The sequence below is a fragment of the [Micrococcus luteus] ATCC 49442 genome (genome assembly GCF_010367585.1).
Taxonomy (GTDB): Bacteria; Actinomycetota; Actinomycetes; order Actinomycetales; family Micrococcaceae; genus Arthrobacter; species Arthrobacter luteus_A.
In genome coordinates, this window is record NZ_JAAAXP010000001.1 from 3,152,155 (window position 1) to 3,170,876 (window position 18,722).

An 18,722-nucleotide genomic window follows, 5' to 3' on the forward strand; every position below is an offset into this window, starting at 1 on the left:
GTTGCTCACTTCGTCTGGGAATCTTGTGTCTGGGTTTCGGCGGGTGAATCCGGGGAAGAATCGGCGGACAGGCCGTAGCCGGGGGCCCAGCGGAACCGGATGGACCCGCCGATGGGAATCTGCGCGGCGAGGTCCAGCTGGTGGTCCACCACCACGCCGATTACGGGGTAGCCGCCGGTGATGGGGTGGTCGGCCAGGAACAGCACGGGCTGCCCTTCCGGCGGAATCTGGAGCGCGCCGGCCATGGTTCCTTCACTGGCCAGTTCGCCGTCGCGGCTCCGGGCGAGCGGTTCACCCGCCAGGCGCATGCCCACCCGATTGGAGCGGGGCGTCACTTCCCAGTCCTGGGCGCAGAGCGAGTCCAGCGCGGCGGCGTCGAACCAGTCGTCGCGGGGTCCGGGAACGATGTCCAGGACCGTCACGCCGGCATCCGGGAAGTCCGGCTGCAGTTCGGGATTGCCCACCACGTTGGACGATGTTGCGGCGCCGGCGCCCAGCATCTGCCCTGCGGCCAGGGGTGCCGGGCCGATTCCGGACATGGTGTCCGTGGACCGGCTGCCGAGCACCGGTTCGGCAGCTGCCCCGCCGCGGATGGCCAGATAGCTGCGGAAGCCGCGCTCGGGCGCACCGATGGTCAGGATCTCGCCGTCAAGCAGGGCGAACGCGGTTGCCATTGGCACCTCGCGCACCTGCTCGGGCTGGTTTTCTTCCTGGGTACTGTCGTCGTCTGCGTCCCCGGCGGAAGGCACGTCCGACGGCGTCACAACAGTCAGTGCCGCCGGCGCGCCTGCCACGGCCAGCACCTGGTCGCCCACGGCCTGTACGCGCAGCCCGCCGGCAACGGTTTCGACGGCGGCGGCCGAGGGCTGGTTGCCGACGACCCGGTTGGCGCGGCGCAGTGAGGCACGGTCCAGGGCGCCGGCGGCGGAGACGCCCAGGCCGGCGTGGCCGGGGCGGCCCAGGTCCTGGATCAGGCTCTGGAGTCCCGGCGACAAAATGCGGAGGCCCGACTGGATTTCGGTATCGCCGCCAGCAGGGGCTGCCGCCTCGGTTCCGGCAACTTCAATGAGTTCCCGCACAGCACGGAACTGCACCCGGTCACCCGGCGCGGCCAGGGCAGGCTGCACCCGGCTGAGGTCCCACATACGGGCTGCGGTGCGGCCGATCAGCTGCCAGCCGCCCGGCGATTTCCGCGGGTACACGGCCGAATAATTGCCGGCCAGGGCCACGGAACCGGCGGGCACCGCGGTCCGGGGCGAACTCCGGCGCGGGACTTCAAGCATCTGGTTCTCCCCCACCATGTACCCGAATCCCGGTGCGAAGCCGCCGAAGGCCACAGTCCAGACCTGCCCGGTATGGGCTGCCACCACTCCCTCGGCCCCCAGGCCGGTGAGCCGCCCCACTTCGGCGAGATCCTCGCCGTCGTACACGGTCTCGATGGTGACAAGCTTCCCTTCGGTGTGCGAATGGACCGTCAGGTCCATCTCCAGCAGCCGGGCCGCCATCCGGCGCGCGGCTGCGGGCGAGTCGGCCTTGACCATCACGGTTTCGGCGGCGGCCAGGACGTCCACCTGGCCGGGCAGCGGCTGCTCCAGCAGGAGGGCCTGCAGGGCCAGCACGTCGTGGAGCCCGGAGAGTTCGGCGAGTACCGCCGTCGTACCCACCGTCCTGACGGACAGCACGCGGGCGGCGAGCACGCGGCTCGCCGTGGCGGGGTTGCTGACTGTTTCCATGGGGATCAGGCCGCGCCGCTCAGGCGTGGCTGCCCTGGACGTTGCCGTCGTGGAGCAGCCGGAGGTCCGCTTCCGGCTGCGGGTCACGGCCAAGGCGCATGCCCACGATGGTGATGACGGCGGTCAGGGCGATGTATCCGGCGATCAGGTACCAGCCGCCGTTCGCTACCCCGTAGAGGGCGGTGAAGATCAGCGGAGCCACGGCGCCGCCGATGACACCGGCCAGGGTGTAGGCGAGGGAGCTGCCGGCGTAGCGGAGGCGGGCCGGGAACTGCTCGGTGATGAACGCGGCCTGCGGGCCGTACATAAAGGCGTGCAGGGCCAGGCCGATCACTACGCCGATGGACAGCATCACCACGGACTTGCCCTGGATCATCAGGAAGAACAGCGGAATGTAGAGGGCGGTCGCCGCGGCGGCAATGCCGTACACCCAGCGGCGGTTGAAGCGGTCCGTGAGGGCGCCGGCGAGCGGGATCAGGAAGAGCTGGAAGGCGGAGCCGATGAGGATGGCGGCCAGCACGTTGCCCGTGGTCATGCCCAGTTCCTTGGTGGCGTACACGGCCACGAACACGGTGAACAGTGCGTAGAGGACGTCGGGGCAGAGGCGGGAGAGGGCTGCCGACACCAGGGCCCGGGGCTCGGTGGTGAAGACTTCCTTGATGGGGGCCTTCGGCTGGTCGCCGTGGGCAGCGATGGCCTTGAAGACCGGGGTTTCCTCGAGCTTGAGGCGGATGATCAGGCCGAAGACCACCAGCAGGGCGGAGGCGAGGAAGGCTACGCGCCAGCCCCAGGAGAGGAAGGCTTCGGTGCTGAGTGAAGCGGCAAGGATGGCCAGGACACCGTTGGCCATGAGGTTGCCGGCAGGCGGGCCGATCTGGGCCGCGGAGGACCAGAAGCCGCGCTTGTTGGGGTCGCCGAACTCGCTGGACAGCAGCACAGCGCCGCCCCATTCGCCGCCGACGCCAATGCCCTGGGCCAGGCGCAGGAGGACCAGGATGATGGGTGCCCAGACGCCGATGACCGAGTAGTCAGGCAGCGCACCGATGAGGACGGTTGCGACGCCGATCAGCACCAGGGTGAACACGAGGACGTACTTGCGGCCCACCTTGTCGCCCAGGCGGCCGAACACGATGCCGCCGATGGGGCGGGCGAGGTATCCCACTGCGAAGGCCGAGAAGGACAGGAGGAGCCCCACGAACTCATCGTTGGAGGGGAAGAAGATCTTGGGAAAGACGAGGGCCGAGGCCACCGAGTAGATGGCGAAATCGTAGTACTCAAGCGAGGTGCCGGTGAGGCTGGCGACGTACGCCTTGAGGGCGCCGGCCGGCGGCTTCCTTGCCGCCGTTTTGGCTGCTTTGCTGGTGCTGGTCATGGGTTTCCTCCGGGGTGAGGTGATGCAGGGGGTCTGTGAATGCCCGTCGAACGGGGCTGGGCGAAACTGGCTAGACGAACGAGCCGATGCTGACACCGGCGTCGCCGAGAGCGGACTTCACTGCAGTGGCCATCGCTACGGCCCCCGGTGAGTCACCATGCACGCAGATGCTTTCTGCGCGGATTTTGAGGGTGGACCCGTCGATTGTGCGGACGGCGGATTCCGTGGCCATCCGCAGGACATGTTCCGCCACTTGGTCCGGATCCTCAAGGACTGCTCCCGGGATTGACCGGGAGACGAGTGTGCCGTCCGGGTTGTAGGCGCGGTCCGCGAACGCTTCCGTCACCGCCCGCAGGCCCGCTTTCTCCGCGAGCCGCAGGACTTCCGAGCCGGGCAGCCCCATGATCGGCAGGCTGGGGTCCACCGACTTCACGGCATCGACGACGGCCTGCGCCTGGGCATTGTGGGTCACGATGGTGTTGTAGAGGCCGCCGTGCGGCTTTACGTACCGGACCCGCGCTCCCTCAGCCGCGGCGAGGGCCTGCAGCGCGCCGATCTGGTACACGACGTCGTCGGCCAGTTCTCCGGGGCTGATGTCCAGGAAGCGGCGGCCGAATCCGGCGAGGTCGCGGTAGCCGACGTGGGCCCCGATGACGACACCGGCCGCGGCCGCCTCGCGGCAGGTCCGGCGGATCACGCTGGGATCGCCGGCGTGAATCCGCAGGCCACGTTGGCGCTCGAGACCGAGCGGAACATCGCTTGGTCATCGCCCAGGGTCCAGCGTCCGAAGGACTCGCCGACATCGCTGTTCAGGTCGATGGTAGTCATTTGTGATCCCCGTCTCATTGGGTGGTCTAACTAGGATGCACTAAATTTAGCGATTGTTCAACAATCCTTCGATTCAACGATGTGACGATCGTGTAAATTCTCGAGTATGGCCACTACAGATCCCACCGTCCGCACCGCCGCAGGCCGCCTTCGCGTAGCGGTTCCGTCCGTAGCAGAGCGGGTGGCTTCTGAACTTCGCCTGCAACTGGCCGAGGGAGCCCTGCTTCCCGGGGCGAGGCTGACCGAATCCACCATCGCCGAAGACCTGGGCGTCTCCCGCAACACCGTGCGCGAGGCCTTTGCCGAACTGGCCAGCGAGCGGCTGGTGGTCCGGCATCCCAACCGCGGCGTTTTTGTCGCCAGCCTGGAAGCGGGGGACATCCACGATGTCTATACGGTCCGCCGTGCCATCGAGGTCAGCGCCCTGCGCGGCGGCGGCAGCCCGCAGGATGTGGCCGCCGTCCGGGCCGCCATCGAAGAGGGCAAGCGGGCCGCCGCGGCCGGCGATGAGGAGGCCCTGGGCACCGCAAACCAGCATTTCCACGGCGCCATCGTTGCCCTGGCCGGAAGCCCGCGGCTGAACACCATCATGGCCCAGGTCCTGGCCGAGATGCGGCTGTTTTTCCACAAGGCCACCGTGGATGCGCAGTTTTATCGGCGTTACCTGCCGGATAACGAAGCGATCTGCGCGGCGCTGGAAGCCGGTGAACCGGACCGCGCGGCAGACCTTCTGCTGGCGTACCTGGACCGGTCCGAGGACAACCTGGCGGACGTGCACGGGGAAGCCGGAACAGCCTGAGCCGGTAGGCTGGACCCATGAAACGCCGCCTCGCCGCCCTGTCCACCGTCCCCCTGCTTCTCTTTGTTGCCGGCTGTGGTTCGGTGCAGGAAGTGGCCGAAAGCGCGGCGAACGATGCCGCTACCAAGGTGGCCACCGCCGCCGCGGACGAGGTACGGAAGCAGGTCTGCACAGTTGTGGAAGACGGGCTGGTCAGCGTCTCGGACAAGGCCCTCCTGGCCGGCTTGGTCTCCGCCGCAGACGCCGCCGGCGTGCCTGCCGAAATTACGACGCCGCTCGGCCAGATCGCCGAAGCCGGCGACCAGGTGCCGGCCGAGTCGGTCGACGCCCTGACGGAAGCCTGCGCAGCTTAGCAGCGGACCGGCAACAGAACCGGCGCCCCGGAACGCGGGCCGCTCCGCCGGCGTCCCAGTGACCCTGGCCCCCTTCGACCTTTCCTGAAAGAACAGAACTCCCTCGCGGGCTCCTGAAGCGCGCCCTGAGTTCCCCTGCCAGGCCGGCTGCCAATCGCCCGCCTGCGATCAACCCTGCCTCATTTTCTGCCGTGACAGCCGGGCCGGGATCACTGTCTTTCCAAAAATCCCTTGACGATGGCCCTACTGTCATCCATCCTTATATAGGACCTAAATATAAGTCCAAAATAAACTCTGTGAGACACCTGAGGAGCCGATGTTGCCACCTTTGACGTCCGCCGGGACGCAAGTCTCCCGACGCACCTTTCTAACTGCCGCCGGAGGCGCGCTGGCCGCTTTCGGCCTCGCGGGCTGCGCGCCGGGAGGTACCCCGGCGACCATCACGTTCCACCAGTCAAAACCGGAAGCCGTGCCGTACTTCCGTGACCTGGCGGCGAAGTTCACCGCGTCCCAGGACCGGTTCCGCGTTCTGCACGACATGGCGACCAATCTCTCTGCCAGCTTTGTGCGCAGCAGCCCGCCGGACCTCGGGTGCCTCAACTACAACCTCGAGATGGCCCGGTTCATGGAGCGCGGGGCACTCTCGGATCTTTCCGACCTCCCCCAGGCAGCTTCCATCCGGGACGACGTGCTCGACCTCACAAACTGGTACCCCACCTACCCGGGCCGTACGAGCGTCATCCCCTACTCGGTCATGGCTGCGTCGGTCATCTACAACCGCAGGATCTTCGAAGAGAACAGCCTGGCCGTCCCGACAACCTGGGATGAACTGATTGAGGTGTGCGAGGCGCTCAAGGCAGCTGGCATCACTCCGATTTACGGCACCTTCCGCGACCCTTGGACCATCGCGCAGGGCCTGTTCGACTACACGGTGGGCGGCATGGTCAACGTGCGCGAGTTCTACACATCAATGCACAGGATCGGCGAGAATGTCGGACCGGATTCGGAAGTGTCGTTCCAGAAAACGCTGCTCGAACCCGTGAAGCGCATGCTCCAGCTGGCGACGTACGTGAATCCCGATGCGTCGAGCCGCGGCTACGGAGACGGCAACACAGCCATGGCGCAGGGCCAGGCGGCCATGTACTTCCAGGGGCCCTGGGCCTTCGGGGAGATTGAAAAGTCCGGCACGGATGTCGACCTCGGCACGTTCCCGCTGCCGATGACCGATAACCCCGCCGATCTCAAGGTTCGCGTCAACATCGACCTCTCGCTGTGGGTCCCCGAAGTCGCGAACGGACGTGACGGGGCCCGCGCCTTCCTTCAGTACCTCATGCAGCCGGAGATCCAGAACCCCTACAACGCCGAATTCCTGGGTTTCGGCACGAGCAAGGACGCGCCGGCGGTCACCGACCCCCGCATCGTTGAAATGCAGAAGTACTACGACGAGGGCCGCTTCTACATGGGGGCCTCACAGTTCATCCCGAACTCGATTCCCGCAGCCAACTACTTCCAGTCGATCATCGGCGGAGCCGATGCCGAGAGTACGCTGCGCCGTCTCGACGCCGACTGGGCGCGCTTGGCTTTCCGCGCGTGATCACTCTTCCGATCTAATGCACGAAACGAGGACCATCCATGTCATCAATGACGAGACCTTCCACTGACGCGGGGGTGACGGCCCGGGCAGCGAGCAAAGCGACAAAAGCGAGCAAAAGCCGCGTCGATCCGCTCTACTACTTTTTCCTGTTCCCCTCACTGATCATTTTCACCCTCGCCGTCACGCTGCCGGCCGTACTCGGATTCATCTACAGCTTCACGAACTCTGTCGGCTTCGGTGAGTTCCAGTTCATAGGCATCCGAAACTTCATCGCTATCTTCCGCGATGAGGGAGTCCTTGGCGCCTACGGCTTCACACTCGGCTTTTCACTCGTGACGGTCATCATCGTGAACGCCCTGGCCTTCCTTCTGGCTCTTGGCCTCACGTCCCGTGTCCGCTTCCGGGCCGCCCTGCGCACGGTCTTCGTGATCCCGATGGTGATCTCAGGCATCGTTATCGCGTTCGTCTTCCAGTACCTCTTCTCGAACTCCCTGCCACTGGCCGGCCAGGGCCTGGGGATTGAAGTCCTGTCGACGAGCATCCTCGCCAACCCGGACCTCGCCTGGCTGGCGATCGTCGTCGTCACGGCGTGGCAGTCGATTCCGAGTGCCATGCTGATCTACATCGCAGGGCTCCTCACGGTCCCCACCGAGGTCTACGAGGCGAGCTCCATCGACGGAGCAACGCACTGGCAGAACCTGCTGCACATCACCTTGCCCCTCATTGCCGGGTATGCCGTGATCAATACGATTCTCGGCTTCAAGAACTACCTCAACGCCTACGACATCATCGTCGGCCTCACGGACGGCGGCCCCGGGGTCTCCACACGCAGCGTCGCGATGGCCATCTTCCGTGGCTTCGAAGGCGGCGACTACGCCTACCAGATGGCCAATGCCGTGATCTTCTTCCTCATCAGCATCGTCATTGCACTCATCCAGCTTCGCGTCACACGTGGCAAAGGAGGGATCGCAGCATGAGCAGCGCCCCCAGCACTATCCCCGCAGGACCCGCTACCGCCGGAAAGAAACTACGGGTCCGCGCCCGCCAGGAGAACACCAACTGGCCCGCTACCATCACCCTGATCGTCTGCGCCCTCAGTGTGCTCGTCCCCCTGTATGTCACCATCAGCATGGCGTTCAAAACCACAGGCCAGGCGGTGGAGGGCAGCGCCTTCTCGCTGCCGAACCCGCTGACTTTCGACAGTTTTGTCCAGGCGTGGACGCTCACCAACTTCCCACGCGGCTTCGCGATCTCGGTGTTTGTCTCTGTGATTGCAGTGGCCGGCGAGATTGTCGTGTCGGCGCTGGCGGCCTACGCCGTGGTCCGCAACTGGAACCGCCGGCTTTTCCGATGGTCCTTCTTCTACCTGCTCGCGGCGATGTTCATCCCGTTCCCCGTGGTGGCGCTGCCGCAAATCCAGCTCACCGGCCTCGTCGGGCTCGACAACCCGTTCGGCGTCGCCATCCTGCACATCGTCTTTGCGCTGGCCTTCAATACGATGCTCTTTACCGCGTACCTGCGCTCCATCCCGCTGGAACTGGAAGAAAGCATGCGGATGGACGGCGCCGGCACCTGGCAGGTGTTCTGGAAGCTCATCTTCCCCCTGCTCGGACCCATGAGCGCCACAATCGGCATCTTTGCCTTCATCGCATCGTGGAACGACTTTATGATGCCGTCCCTCATCATCTCCGACCCGGAACTGCAGACCATCCCCGTGCTGCAGAAGATCTTCCAGACACAGTTCAGCAACAGCTACAACGTCGCCTTCGCCTCATACCTGATGGCAATGGCGCCTGCGATCGTCGTCTACCTGTTCACCCAGCGCTGGGTGCTGTCCGGCCTCACCCAGGGCGCCGTCAAGTGACTCCAGCCGCGACACCGACCACCAAGAAAAAGTAAAGGAAGCAATCTTGTCCTCCACCGTCAGCACGGCAACCCGCACCGAGCCCAAGAACATGGCCGATCCCAACTGGTGGCGCCAGGCCTCGGTCTACCAGATCTACCCCCGCAGTTTCTCTGACTCCAACGGCGACGGCATCGGCGACATCAACGGCATCACCGCCAGGGTCCCCTACCTGAAGTCCCTGGGAATCGACGCGGTCTGGCTCAGCCCCTTCTACCCTTCAGCCCTCGCCGACGGCGGCTACGACGTGGACGACTACCGCAACGTGGACCCGCGGCTCGGCACGCTGGAAGACTTCGACGCCATGGCGTCCGCCCTGCACGCCGCCGGCATCAAACTGATCGTGGACATCGTGCCCAACCACTCCTCCAACCGCCACGAGTGGTTCCAGGAAGCCCTCGCCTCGCCCAAGGGATCCCCGGAACGCGACCGGTACATCTTCCGCGACGGGCTGGGCGAAAACGGTGAGCTGCCGCCGTCGGACTGGGACTCCGTCTTCGGCGGTCCCGCCTGGGAGCGCATCACGGAGCCGGACGGAACCCCGGGGCAGTGGTACATGCACATCTTCGCCAAGGAACAGCCGGACTTCAACTGGGACAACCCGGAGGTCCGCGAAGACTTCCTGCGGACCCTGCGCTTCTGGTCCGACCGCGGCGTGGACGGCTTCCGCATCGACGTCGCCCATGCCTTGACCAAGAACCTCGAAGAATCCCTGCCCACCAAGGCTGACCTCGAAGACCAGGGCGAGGCGCTTTACCTTGCCGGCTCGCATCCATACTGGGATCGCGATGAAGTCCACGAAATCTACGCCGAGTGGCGCAAGGTCTTCAACGAATACAACCCGCCGCGCACCGCCGTCGCCGAAGCGTGGGTCCACGCGGACCGCCGCGCCCGCTACGCCAGCCCGGAAGGACTGGGCCAGGCCTTCAACTTCGACCTGCTGCAGGCAGACTTCGACGCCGCCCAGTTCCGGAAGATCGTCACCAAGAACCTCGCCGAGGCTGCAGCCTCCGGCGCTTCCTCCACCTGGGTGTTCTCCAACCACGACGTCGTCCGGCACGCCACCCGCTACGGGCTCCCCGTGTCCGGGCCGTCGGCCGAGGGCGGGATCATGGCCGGCGAGGCAGGCAAGCAGTGGCTGCTCGCCGGCGGCAAGCAGGAAGACGTCGACGTCGAACTCGGCCTGCGCCGGGCGCGCGCCGCGTCGTTGCTGATGTTTGCCCTTCCGGGCTCCGCGTACCTCTACCAGGGCGAGGAACTGGGACTGCAGGAAGTCGGCAGCGAAATCCCCGATGCCAGGCGCCAGGACCCGGCCTTCTTCCGCAATAAGGGCGTGGAAATCGGCCGTGACGGCTGCCGCGTCCCGCTGCCCTGGACATCCTCGGGGAGCTCATTCGGCTTCGGGACGGGCGGCGCACACTTGCCGCAACCGGAATGGTTCGCCCGCCACTCAGTGGAAGTCCAGGAAGCCGAGGACGGCTCGACGTTGTCAATCTACCGCCGGGCACTGGCCCTGCGGTCAGAGCTACAAGCCGGCGAAACCCTGGAATGGCTGGAAACCGGACGGCCTGACGTCCTGGCCTTCCGCCGCCCCAACGGCTGGACTTCCGTAACGAACTTCGGCACGGAAGCCGTCAACCTGCCTGCCGGCACGGTACTGGTCTCCAGTTCGCCGCTGGAGGCGGATTCGCTGCCCGGAGCGACCACGGCCTGGCTGCAGGCTTAGCACTACCATTCAAGGAGATGCCTCCCGCCGTCCAGGCGCCGGGAGGCATCTCCTTGCTCATGAGCACGTCCCTAGCGCTTGCCCTTCTTCCGCGAACCCTTGCCGCGGCCTTTGTCCGGGTTGGGCGCATACCGTTGCGCAACCTTCGGCTTCTTGACGGCCGGTCCGCGCCGGTCCGGCTTCGGTTCCTTCTTGGGCTTTTCCTGCTGGGCCGAGGGCTGGCGGGAGCTCGCCGCGGTCCGGCCGCGGACAATCCCGACGAACTCCTCGATGATTTCGTCCGTGGAACCGCTCGGCCAGGCCAGCGCGATCTCCGTGACGGGCGCACCCGTCAGGCGCCGTGCCACGGTGTCCTTGACGTTAAAATGGCGGGCCACGGACATCGGCAGGATCACCAGGCCGGCGCCGGATGCCACCACCTGCATGGCCATTTCCGGGCCGCCGAGTTCCGCGACGTCCAGGAACGTCTCCTGGGCAAGGTCTTCCAGTGCGACTTCTTCAAACACCGAAATTTCGTGCCCCTTCGGTGCGACCACCACCGGCTGCTCCTCATACAGGGGGATCACGCTGAGGCCTTCGCGCTCCACCGGAAGCCGGACGAAGCTGAGGTCCGCGGAACCGTCCGTCAGGACGGACAGCTGCGCGCCGTCGTCGGACATAAACGATTCCAGCGGGATGTCCAGCACGCGTTCTTCCCAGCGGCGGATCCACTTCCCGGGCGTCACGCCGGCCACGTAAGCGAACCGCAGCACGCGGGGCGCTTCCTCCTCCGTCTCGTCGGACGGGCTGTTATCAAGGGGCCCGGTGGTCTGCGGGGATTCATTGTCGGCTGGCACGTCTTCACAGTACCGCCCGCCCGGATACCCTTGAAGCATGACCTCTGCAAACTCCCAGTCCATGAAGCCGGCCACCGTTGCCAAGAAACTCGGCATCTACCTGCCCGCAACACCGCAGGAGTTCCAGGATTCAACCATCAGCCGCGCCGATTTCGCCGAACTCCAGGCCAATCCGCCGGAGTGGCTCGCAGAACTCCGCCGCAACGGCCCGCACCCCCGCCCCGTCGTGGCGCAGAAGCTGAACGTCTCCATCAGCGGCCTCGCCCGCGGCGGCGTTGAAGAGGCGCTGACGACGGCGGAAATCACCGCGCTGCTGCAGGCTCCCCCGGCGTGGCTGGTCACCGAGCGCGCCACCCACGCCGCGGTCCGCGCCGAAGCCCAGCGCGTCAAGGACGAGGCCGCCAAGAAGGACGCGAAAAAAGCCCGCGCCCAGGCCGAGTAGAACCAAAGAACCCCCAGGCCTGTCCGCGGATCCGAACCTGTAAGGTCAGGATCCTCGGACAGGCTTTCGTTTTCTCCGGATCCGGCTCAGTCCTGGTGTATCTGGACCAGGTTGCCGCAGCCGTCCTCGAAAACGGCACTGGTTCCGTAAGGATCCTCCGTCGGCTCGCCCTTGAACTGGACGCCGGCAGCCACCAGCCGCTCGTACTCGGCCTGTACGTCCGGTACGCCGAAGACGATGGCCGGCATCCCGGCGTCGTGCACTGCGTTCATGTAGTCTGCGCCGATCGGGTTGTCGCTGGGCTCCAGCAGCAGCCCCGCAGATTTATCGTCCGCGCCGGGATCCTTGATGATGAAGAGGTTGTGTTCGGGCATCGCCATCAGCGTGTCGAACCCGAGGGTCTCCGTGTAAAAGGTGTGGGCGGCCGCGGGATCCTTGACGTGGATGCTGCACATTTTCAGTCTCATGGTCCCAAGCTACCCGGCCCGCTGCAGGCGTGAGAACCTCCGGCGCCGAATCCATGCCGCCGGCAGCACGGCGGCCCATTGACCCCAACGGCCGCAGGGGATGCAATGGAATCAGCAGTCCGGAATCCTGGGCCGGGCCTGATACGGGGAGGTGCCGCGGTGCCGGCATTTGCAGAATCCGCCCTTGTGGGAGCATTTCAGCTGGTGTTTTGGGGTGCGGTGCTGGTGTGCGCGGTGACGGCCACCGTCCTGGCTGTCCGCCACCATTCCGCCGCGGACCCGGAAACCCGGGCATCGGATCCTGTGTTCTGGGACCTGTTTATGGGCTCTGCCGTGGCCGTGCCGGCGCTCCTGATCCCCACGCTGGCGGCGCCCTGGTCCGGTGCGGTCCTTACGGCGCTCGGCGCCGGTGCGGGGGTGGCCGCGTACCGGGGCAGCCCGCGGATCCTCGCGTGGCACGCAAACCTCCGGCAGCAAAAGGAAAACCAGCCTGTGTACACGGCGGCGCAGGTTGAGCATGACACCTTGCTGGCCCGGTGGAGCCGCTACGAACTGGATCCGGCCTGCTGCATCGACTATCCGGCCATGACCGATGTCCGCCGTCCGGAGACATCGGCCCTGATCAAAGCGATGCGGGAGGCCGAGCAGCTGCGTTCCGGGCGGCACCAAGGGTACGCATCCGCCGTCGGGCGCTTTGCCTTGGCCCTCAGCGCAGCGGAACAGGCCGCGGGCATCCCGGCGCGAGGTTAACTGCTGTGTCGCTGCCACTGGAGTCCGGCCTCGGTGCCCCGTAGCATCCGAGGATGGAACCCACAGAAGCGGACATCCGTGACCAGTTCGGCAGGCGCCTTGAGGATAAGGGGGCCTGGCGCCAGGCCACTACCCTCGCCGCTGCCGGGGAGCTGACGGCCCGGTGGCTGGAGGGCCACAGCGAATACCAGGCCGCCACCTTCACCGTCCGCTACGACGACGAAACTGAACCGATCGCCGCCGAGTTGGCAGCCCTCAACCGGAACGGGCTGTTCACCAAGGAATCCCAGCCGGGCCTGCACTCCGACGGAACCTCCCAGCGCGCGTACGTCACGGCATTCTGCAGCGCTGAGATCGCGGCGGACCTGCTGGTCCTCTCCACGCGCACCGAGCTGGTGACCGTGGCGCATGCGCCCGGCGAATCCAGCAACGCGGCCATCCCGGTAACGCTCGACGGCGGCGAAGTAGTCACCGTCCTCGGCTCCAGTGAGAACCCGGTGGACGAAGAGCAGATCCAGGACTGGGCGGACGAAACGAACGACACCCTTGCCCTGCTGCTTGCCGACTCCTGGTACGTGGAGATCCTGGACCCCGTCTGGGGCCGGAATGACGTGCTGCTGCCGGCCGTCTTCGCCACGCTGACCGCGCGGCAGTAGATCCCCCGTTAACCACAGGCGGCCTTAACGAAAAGGACGGGCCCGCCGCTTGCGCGGCGGGCCCGTCCGCCTGCTTAAGATCCCTACAGCTCTACCGTGCCGCTTTCGCCCACGCTCATGCGGCTGTGCGTCACCTTGGACTTCACCCACTGGAAAACGGTGGCCGCGGTCCCGCCGGGGCTGGTCCAATACTCGGCAGAGTCCGAGTCCACCCGGAGCAGGCACACCTCAGGAGTGTCCGGTCCGTCCGGGAACCAGGCTTCAACGGTCTGGTTCCACATTTCGTGGATCTTGGCGCGGTCTGTCACGACCTCGGCGGTGCCTGCCAGGGACACCCACTCTGTGCGCTTGCCGAACGACACATTCACCCGCGGATCGGCGCGGACGTGAGCCACCTGCGACGTGCCGATGCCGGTGAAAAACCAGAGGTCGCCGTCTTCCTTGACTTCCTGGACGGCGAGCGGGCGGCTGACCAGCGCACCCTCTTCGTTGATGGTGGTCAACATCCCGATGTGGGAATCGTTGATGATGTCCGTAACTTTGCTGATGTTCTCAGTGTCCGTCATGCTCTCACCTCGTTCTGATTGGAAGGGAAGTTCCCTCCGCCCAGCCTATTGGTAAGCATGCTTAGAATCCACCCTCAGCACGCAATGCCCGCCGTCAGGCGCTTAGAAGTGGGAGTTGCCGGCCTTGACGGCGAGCACCGGCCGGTCGGCCTGCATCAGGATCCGCTGGGCGTGGCTGCCGAGGATGAACTTGCCCACCTGTGAGCGGTGGCGCAGCCCGATGACAATGAGTGACGCGTCCACCTGGCGGGCCACCTCAAGGAACTCATCGGCCAGGTCGTTCAGGTAGGGCGGCTGCATCACGGTTGCCTTGACCCCTGCCTCCGTCGCCCGGCGGGCCGCGTCTGCCAGCAGGTCCGACGGCGCCACGGACTTGTCCACCAAGGCGCCTTCGCGTGCTGAATTGACGATCACCAGGTCCTCTTTGCGGAGGGTGGCCTCAGCGATGCCCGCCACCAGCGCGGCCTCACCGGCAGGGGTGGGGACGAATCCAACGATGATGCTCATACCTTCTCCTTGATTTCTGTGGTTGCCGGGCCGGCCGGGGCGGAGGCGGCTTTGCGCTTTGCCATGGCACTGCGGATGAACGGCAGGACGGCTACCAGGACGAACACCAGCAGCAGGGTGGCCGAGATGGGGCGGCCGAAGAAGCCGGTGGGGTCGCCGCCGAAGACCAGCAGGGAGCGACGCATCGAGCTTTCCAGCAGCTCGCCCAGCACGAAGGCGAGGACCAGCGGCCCGGGCTCAAACCCGAACTTCTTCATGAGGTAGCCAACGATGCCGAAGACCACAACGAGTGTCACATCGAACATGCTGTTGTTGATGGTGTACGCGCCCAGCAGGGTGATCAGCGCGGTGACGGGTGCCAGGATGGCGGCCCGGACGCGGAGGATCTTTACGAAGATGCCCACGAGCGGCAGGCTCATGATCAGCAGCAGGATGTTGCCGATGTACATGGAGTTCACCACGCCCCAGAAGAGCTCCGGGTTCTGTTCCACCAGCTGCGGTCCGGGCGTGACGCCCTGGATGAGCAGGGCACCGAACATCAGGGCCATGGTGGCGTTGGCGGGGATGCCCAGGGTCAGCAGCGGGATGAAGGAGGAGGTTGCGGCGGCGTTGTTCGCGGTTTCCGGGCCGGCCACACCTTCGGGAGCACCCTTGCCGAAGCGCTCAGGCTGCTTGGCCCGCTTTTTCTCCATGGCGTAGGAGGCCATGGAGGCGATGGTTGCGCCGCCGCCGGGGAGGATGCCCAGGAAGAAGCCGAGGACCGAGCCGCGGCCGATCGCGCCGGAGGCCTGCTTCAGGTCCTTCCGGGAGGGCCAGACGTTGGCAACTTTCGACGGCGCCTTCGCGGCCCTGTGCCGTTCCTCCAGGTTGTAGAGGATCTCCCCGAGGCCGAAGATGCCCATGGCGATCGGCACGAAGTCGATACCGTCCGCGAGTTGCAGGCTGCCGAACGTAAAGCGGCTTTCACCGGTGAAGATATCCCGGCCCACCGTGGCCAGCAGGAGGCCCAGGGCCGCGGCGATCAGCGCCTTGGCCTTCGATCCGTTGCTGATGGTGGCCACAAGGAGGATGCCAAGCAGCGCCAGGGCGGTGTACTCGGGCGGCCCGAAATCCAGGGCGAAACCGGCCACGATGGGGGCGAGGAAGGTCAGGCCGATAATGGCTGCCGTGCCGCCGACGAAGGAGCCGATTGCTGCCAGGCCCAGCGCGGTGCCGGCCTTGCCCTGCTTTGCCATCTGGTAGCCGTCGAAGACGGTGACCACCGAGGACGCTTCGCCGGGGAGCCGGAGCAGCACGGAGGTGATGGTGCCGCCGTACTGGGCACCATAGAAGATGCCGGCCAGCATGATGATGGCGGTGACTGGCTCAACGTTGTAGGTGAGCGGAAGAAGGATGGCGATGGTTGCCGCGGGCCCCAAGCCGGGCAGCACACCGATCAGCATGCCGATCACAACGCCGATCAGGCAGTAGAGGAGATTGGTCGGCTCCAGGACAACGGAAAATCCGTTGATCACGGGATTAAGAAAATCCACGGGGGTCTCCTAGAAGAGGTGGGGAATGGAGGTGCCGAGCGCGAGGACGAAGATGCCGTAGAAGGCAATGACCACACTTGCACTGACAACGAGGGTGGAGCGCCAGGTTTCGCCGCCGAGGAAGCGCATCCAGATGACACACAGGACCAGGGCCGGGATTTCAAAGCCAATCAGCGGCATCAGGGCCACCATGGCGGCGAGCGTCACCAGCCCGGTCAGCGGAGCCGCCGACATGCGGGTGAATTTCTCCGCATCCCGGTTGTGCCTGCCGGCGATCAGCTGGAAGAGCCCAAGGGCCACCATGACGCAGCTGATGATGAACGGCCAGAGGCCGGGCTGCGGTGCCGCCGGTGTGCCCAGCCCCATCACGATGGCCAGGACGGCCGCGCCGGTCCCCACGCCGATGACCACCAGGGAGGAGGCCGCGTTGGCCAGGGCGCCTGCTGCCGGCGGCTTTTCTTCTTCCCATTGGGCAGCGAGCTGTTCGGGCGTCAGATCATCCAGGACGTCGTCGGGAAGTGATCGGGGGGCGTCCCCGCCGGCGGCAGCGGTTTCGCTGCTGCCACCGGCGGGCACTGCGGGTGTTCCTGTCATAAGAGTCACTTATTTCCGCTGAGGCTGATGTCGTACTTCTCCACCAGTTCCTTGTACTTGGCCGCGTAGGCCTTCCACTCCTTGACGACTTCCTCGCCGGAGATCTCCTTGGGCGTCAGCATGTTCTTTTTGTTGAATTCCTTGTAGGCGTCCGACTGGGTGGCCTCCTTGAAGGCGGCAGTCAGCTTGTCTTTGACGTCCTGCGGGGTGCCCTTGGGAGCGGCGACGGCGCGGTACTGGGCCACCGGAACGTCATAGCCGGCTTCCTTGGCCGTGGGGGTGTCCGGCAGGAACGTGTTCCGCTCTTCCGAGAAGACCAGCAGCGGGGCCACCTTCCCGGCCTCGATCTGCGGCATGGCTTCACCGAGCTGGATGGTGGCGAGCTCCACCTGGTTGCCCAGGGCTGCGGTCAGGGCGGGCTTGCCGCTGTCGAAGGGGATGTCGGTGCCGGTGACGTTGGCCTGCTTGAAGAGCACAGTCTGGGCCAGTTGGCTGCCGGTGCCTACGCCGGTGGTGCCGAAGGTGACGTTACGGCCGGCGTCGGTCACATCCTTGAAGGTCTTGAACCCGGATCCGGGGCTGGCCACCAGGACGTAGTCGTCCTGCGACAGGCCGGCAATGATGTCCAGGTCGTCAATGTTCACGGCTTCGTCGGCTGAGACGGCCAGCGGCGTGATGGTAATCAGGGATGCGTTCAGCAGGACCAGTTCCTGGCCGTCGGCGGGCTTGCCGGCAACTTCCTTGGTTGCGAGGGCGCCGTTGGCACCGGGCTTGTTGACCACCGGCATCGGCTGGCCAAGGGTTTTGGAGGCACCTTCGGCGAGGGCACGGGCGATCAGGTCGGTGCTGCCGCCGGCGGCCTGGCCAACGGAGAGGTTGACGGGGCCAGACGGGTACTTGGCTGAATCTGCGCCGCCGCTGCCTGCGACGTTGCCGCAGGCAGTCATCGCCAGCAGCGTGAGGGCCGACGCGGCTCCGAGAATGGTGCGGCGGGTGGGGAAGTGCTTCATTGGAACTCCTCATAGGGACTCCGGGATCATCCCGGACAGTTGTGAACCGAATCACGTTGGCTCGCTGGAACGAGTTTAGGGACGAGCTATGATGCATGTCTAAGCCCATGTAAGCATCGAGTGATACCCGGAAGGCATCATGTTTACGTTTGACCAGCTGGCCGGATTCATCGCCGTGGCCGAGGAACTGCACTTCGGCAGGGCCGCCGAACGGCTCAACATGACCCAGCCTCCCCTGAGCCGGCAGATCCAGAAACTGGAAAAAACCATCGGGACCGAACTCCTGGAGCGCGACAACCGGAAAGTCCAGCTCACCCCTGCCGGTGAAGCATTCCTGGAGGAAGCCCGGCGGCTGATGGCCCTGGCCACCCGCGCGCCCATCACCGCACGGCGGATTGCCACCGGCCGCTCGGGCATGCTGCGTGTAGGCTTCACCGCCGCCAGTGGCTTCAGCATCCTCGGCCCCCTGCTGGAGGAGATTTCGGAGATCATCCCGGATGTGGACATAGACCTGCAGGAACTCGTCACGGGCGAACAGATCCAGGGCCTCCTCAGCGGCGGTCTCGATCTGGGCCTTGCCCGGCCTCCGTTCGACCGGGAGATCTTCGACTCGCACCTGCTCTATACGGAGCCGATGATGCTGGCGGTTCCCAGCGGGCACCGGCTCGCGGATCTTTCCCGCCCGATTGAAGACACTAACCTCCGCGACGAGCCGCTGATTATGCACTCACCAACGAAGGCGACGTATTTCTACGACCTGGTGGTCAAGATGCTTCCCATCCAGCACGCCAACGTGGTCCACACAGTCAGTCAGATCCTCACAATGGTGTCCCTGGTGGCAGCCCGCCGCGGAGTGGCCTTCGTGCCACACTCGGCCACCCTGCTGGCCATTAAGGGCGTCGAGTATCTGCCATTGGCCGGGCTGGAAAGTGAGCAGCCCGTGGAGCTGCACGCAATCTGGAACCGCAAGGTGGTCAACCCCGCGCTGCGGCGACTCCTGCAGGATCTGGAGTTCCGCACCGAGTAGCAGCACCGCCGTCGGGAGCCAATACCC

At 65.6% G+C, this 18,722-nt stretch carries 19 protein-coding genes and 1 pseudogene; 10 read left to right on the top strand and 10 right to left on the bottom strand.

Going from position 1 to position 18,722, the window contains the following annotated elements:
* Positions 1–5 precede the first annotated feature (5 nt).
* From GUV69_RS14355 to GUV69_RS14365, 3 genes and pseudogenes are all read right to left on the bottom strand, one after another.
* Positions 6–1,733: a 5-oxoprolinase subunit B/C family protein gene (locus tag GUV69_RS14355; protein WP_164206582.1), complete on the bottom strand. Its 1,728-nt coding sequence runs from the start codon at positions 1,731–1,733 to the stop codon at positions 6–8.
* A 19-nt stretch (positions 1,734–1,752) separates the two neighbouring features.
* On the bottom strand, positions 1,753–3,105 hold the full coding sequence (locus GUV69_RS14360) for an MFS transporter (RefSeq protein ID WP_164203554.1): 1,353 nt from the start codon (positions 3,103–3,105) through the stop codon (positions 1,753–1,755).
* Positions 3,106–3,175: 70 nt separating this feature from the next.
* A pseudogene (locus GUV69_RS14365) lies at positions 3,176–3,933 on the bottom strand (LamB/YcsF family protein).
* A 106-nt stretch (positions 3,934–4,039) separates the two neighbouring features.
* Here GUV69_RS14365 and GUV69_RS14370 point away from each other — a divergent pair.
* The 6 genes from GUV69_RS14370 to GUV69_RS14395 all read left to right on the top strand — a co-directional run bounded on the left by GUV69_RS14370 (position 4,040) and on the right by GUV69_RS14395 (position 10,308).
* Positions 4,040–4,732, top strand: a complete 693-nt coding sequence (locus GUV69_RS14370) for a GntR family transcriptional regulator (RefSeq protein ID WP_164203557.1) — start codon at positions 4,040–4,042, stop codon at positions 4,730–4,732.
* A 17-nt stretch (positions 4,733–4,749) separates the two neighbouring features.
* Positions 4,750–5,085, top strand: a complete 336-nt coding sequence (locus GUV69_RS14375; protein ID WP_164203560.1) for a hypothetical protein — start codon at positions 4,750–4,752, stop codon at positions 5,083–5,085.
* Positions 5,086–5,401: 316 nt separating this feature from the next.
* On the top strand, positions 5,402–6,679 hold the full coding sequence (locus GUV69_RS14380; RefSeq protein WP_208786651.1) for an ABC transporter substrate-binding protein: 1,278 nt from the start codon (positions 5,402–5,404) through the stop codon (positions 6,677–6,679).
* A 38-nt stretch (positions 6,680–6,717) separates the two neighbouring features.
* Positions 6,718–7,656 carry a carbohydrate ABC transporter permease gene (locus GUV69_RS14385; RefSeq protein WP_164203563.1) on the top strand — a complete coding sequence of 313 codons (939 nt, stop codon included), beginning with the start codon at positions 6,718–6,720 and terminating at the stop codon, positions 7,654–7,656.
* Positions 7,653–8,543: a carbohydrate ABC transporter permease gene (locus tag GUV69_RS14390; RefSeq protein ID WP_164203565.1), complete on the top strand. Its 891-nt coding sequence runs from the start codon at positions 7,653–7,655 to the stop codon at positions 8,541–8,543. Before GUV69_RS14385 ends, GUV69_RS14390 begins: the two co-directional genes overlap by 4 nt.
* Positions 8,544–8,634: 91 nt before the next feature.
* On the top strand, positions 8,635–10,308 hold the full coding sequence (locus GUV69_RS14395; protein ID WP_431197131.1) for a glycoside hydrolase family 13 protein: 1,674 nt from the start codon (positions 8,635–8,637) through the stop codon (positions 10,306–10,308).
* Positions 10,309–10,379: 71 nt separating this feature from the next.
* Here GUV69_RS14395 and GUV69_RS14400 read toward each other — a convergent pair whose 3' ends face one another.
* A complete protein-coding gene (locus GUV69_RS14400; protein ID WP_164206586.1) occupies positions 10,380–11,183 on the bottom strand; it encodes a LysR substrate-binding domain-containing protein in 804 nt (267 codons plus the stop codon).
* Here GUV69_RS14400 and GUV69_RS14405 point away from each other — a divergent pair.
* Entirely contained in the window at positions 11,182–11,586 is a 405-nt protein-coding gene (locus tag GUV69_RS14405; protein WP_164203571.1) for a DUF5997 family protein, read from the top strand. The two genes, GUV69_RS14400 and GUV69_RS14405, sit on opposite strands and share 2 nt — an antisense overlap.
* Before the next feature lie 86 nt (positions 11,587–11,672).
* Here GUV69_RS14405 and GUV69_RS14410 read toward each other — a convergent pair whose 3' ends face one another.
* Entirely contained in the window at positions 11,673–12,053 is a 381-nt protein-coding gene (locus GUV69_RS14410) for a VOC family protein (RefSeq protein WP_164203574.1), read from the bottom strand.
* 159 nt (positions 12,054–12,212) lie between these two features.
* Between GUV69_RS14410 and GUV69_RS14415 the strand changes: the two genes are divergently transcribed.
* Together GUV69_RS14415 and GUV69_RS14420 are read left to right on the top strand one after the other, a co-directional pair.
* Entirely contained in the window at positions 12,213–12,803 is a 591-nt protein-coding gene (locus GUV69_RS14415; protein ID WP_164203576.1) for a hypothetical protein, read from the top strand.
* A 53-nt stretch (positions 12,804–12,856) separates the two neighbouring features.
* Positions 12,857–13,459 carry a DUF6919 domain-containing protein gene (locus GUV69_RS14420; protein ID WP_164203580.1) on the top strand — a complete coding sequence of 201 codons (603 nt, stop codon included), beginning with the start codon at positions 12,857–12,859 and terminating at the stop codon, positions 13,457–13,459.
* 83 nt (positions 13,460–13,542) lie between these two features.
* Here GUV69_RS14420 and GUV69_RS14425 read toward each other — a convergent pair whose 3' ends face one another.
* The 5 genes from GUV69_RS14425 to GUV69_RS14445 form a co-directional block, all read right to left on the bottom strand.
* Positions 13,543–14,025, bottom strand: a complete 483-nt coding sequence (locus GUV69_RS14425; protein ID WP_164203583.1) for a pyridoxamine 5'-phosphate oxidase family protein — start codon at positions 14,023–14,025, stop codon at positions 13,543–13,545.
* Between the two features lie 102 nt (positions 14,026–14,127).
* A complete protein-coding gene (locus GUV69_RS14430; RefSeq protein WP_164203586.1) occupies positions 14,128–14,532 on the bottom strand; it encodes a universal stress protein in 405 nt (134 codons plus the stop codon).
* Positions 14,529–16,064 carry a tripartite tricarboxylate transporter permease gene (locus GUV69_RS14435; protein ID WP_164203589.1) on the bottom strand — a complete coding sequence of 512 codons (1,536 nt, stop codon included), beginning with the start codon at positions 16,062–16,064 and terminating at the stop codon, positions 14,529–14,531. The genes GUV69_RS14430 and GUV69_RS14435 overlap by 4 nt, the downstream gene beginning before the upstream one ends.
* Positions 16,065–16,073: 9 nt before the next feature.
* A complete protein-coding gene (locus tag GUV69_RS14440) occupies positions 16,074–16,658 on the bottom strand; it encodes a tripartite tricarboxylate transporter TctB family protein (protein ID WP_164203592.1) in 585 nt (194 codons plus the stop codon).
* 5 nt (positions 16,659–16,663) lie between these two features.
* On the bottom strand, positions 16,664–17,668 hold the full coding sequence (locus GUV69_RS14445; protein ID WP_164203595.1) for a Bug family tripartite tricarboxylate transporter substrate binding protein: 1,005 nt from the start codon (positions 17,666–17,668) through the stop codon (positions 16,664–16,666).
* A gap of 139 nt (positions 17,669–17,807) precedes the next feature.
* On the opposite strand from GUV69_RS14445, the gene GUV69_RS14450 reads away from it, so the two are divergent.
* Positions 17,808–18,695 carry a LysR family transcriptional regulator gene (locus GUV69_RS14450; protein ID WP_164203599.1) on the top strand — a complete coding sequence of 296 codons (888 nt, stop codon included), beginning with the start codon at positions 17,808–17,810 and terminating at the stop codon, positions 18,693–18,695.
* Positions 18,696–18,722 lie beyond the last annotated feature (27 nt).